The sequence below is a fragment of the Acetatifactor sp. genome (genome assembly GCF_982438285.1).
This window is the reverse complement of record NZ_CEWDFQ010000505.1, coordinates 1-1,615: the sequence shown is the minus strand read 5'-3', so window position 1 is coordinate 1,615 and position 1,615 is coordinate 1. Positions and strand designations below refer to the sequence as shown.

Annotated in this window: 1 protein-coding gene and 1 pseudogene; both read right to left on the bottom strand. The window is 48.6% G+C overall.

What is annotated here, in order from left to right:
- Window positions 1–331 (bottom strand): annotated as a pseudogene (argC, locus tag AC1WIP_RS15725) (N-acetyl-gamma-glutamyl-phosphate reductase); the annotation flags it as partial.
- A 153-nt stretch (window positions 332–484) separates the two neighbouring features.
- Window positions 485–1,513 (bottom strand): SGNH/GDSL hydrolase family protein, encoded by a 1,029-nt coding sequence (locus AC1WIP_RS15720; protein WP_481142710.1) that lies wholly within the window; start codon window positions 1,511–1,513, stop codon window positions 485–487.
- Between the last annotated feature and the right edge of the window lie 102 nt (window positions 1,514–1,615).

Sequence of the window (1,615 nt, the reverse complement as noted above, 5' to 3'; positions counted from 1 at the left end):
CATAAACAGCCACATCCTTGATGCGATAGTCTGCGGACAAATCCACAATCTTTACCTTGGAAAGAATCTCCTCCGTCAAAATTCCCGCTAAAAATCCCTGGGGCGTTGCGGTGAAGATCACATCCACCTGCCCGGCAAGAAGGGAAAGATTGTCATCCCTGCAGACATCCTCCACAATCTGAAACAGATTCTGGTACACCTGACTGTACCTTTTGTCTATGTAGCTTTTAGAACCATACCAGACAATTTCCACATCCCTGTGGTTTTTTAAAATTCTCACCAGCTCCCCGCCTGCGTAGCCGGTTGCGCCGATAATACCCGCTTTTATCATAGCTTCTGCTCCCTGAAAAATCTTTTGACCTCAACATCGTCTTTTGTAATCATACCACTTTTTGCATAAATGTCCACTACTTTTTTTGTTTTTATGCAAAAACATTGAAATATGTGTATGTTTATTCAATTTCGTCTGTGTGTTTCATGTCCGTCAGGCTTTTGGCGGACGGGCCTTCAACGCCATTTTCAATACTGGATACAAGGTCTGGGCCATACGCATAAATCCCAAAGCATTAGGGTGGGTTCCATCCACCGTGCACTCACTGCGTCCCTCAGACCCGAAGTAAGTTCCCCCATCCACAAACCATACCAGCTCATCCCCCGCCTTCCTGGCATTTTCATAGGTCCGATGGATGATATCCCTGCGCTCTTTGGCCTCCAAGGGTTCCTTATCCACATCAGGCCTGGTAAGCATCACCACCGGAAGGTCCGGCCTGCTTTCCCGGATGATACGGAAGAAAGGCTCATGGGTCCTTGCAAGCCATGCCGCATCCGGCGCGTTGTGATCATAATCATAAACAAACAGGCTCATGGGAGAGATTCCCGCAATATACCTGGCCATTTCCTCTTCCCCCCTGGCGCTGCCGGAAAATCCCAGATTGATATAGTCCGCATCCAGCCAGCGGCCCAAAATGCTTGTGTAGGCGTTGCCAGCCCTGGAGGCGCAGCCCCCCTCCGTAATGGAAGAGCCGTAAAATACAATGGGTTCCTGTATGGAATATTCCGGGGCTTCTTTCACCTGGGCGTTTTCCTCCACGCCTATCTCCATGGACAGCAGATGGTCGTTTCTGGGAAGGTTTATGGTGACAAGCTCCATTTCCCCTTTCTTCTCAAAGGTTTTTTCCACGGTGATCTCTTCCATCACATGCACATCCGGCGCCAGATATCCCAAAAACGCTGCGTCTTTGCCGCTCCCCAGATAAATATCCGCTCCCGCCGAGCCGGACAGGGGAATATTGATATCCTCCTTTGTCTGGGCAAGAGTCATGCGAATTATCATGCGGGGAGAATCCGTACAGAAGCGCACCCTTCCTCCGCAGGCTCTTCTCCCCAGGTAATCATACTGAGGAAACTTTGCAAGAGCCTCCTCGGTCAGCTTCCAAAAGCGTCTCCCATCTCTGTCCGTCACTGCCAGACCGTATATTTTCAAAGGCTTTTCTGTGATATGGTAAAATTTCATGTTTTCCTCTCATTCTGCCGCGCAAGCGGCTTTGTAATCAAATGCAACATTTTTTATTTTATCACACACGCAAAGAAAATACTATAGTTCGCATAATTATTC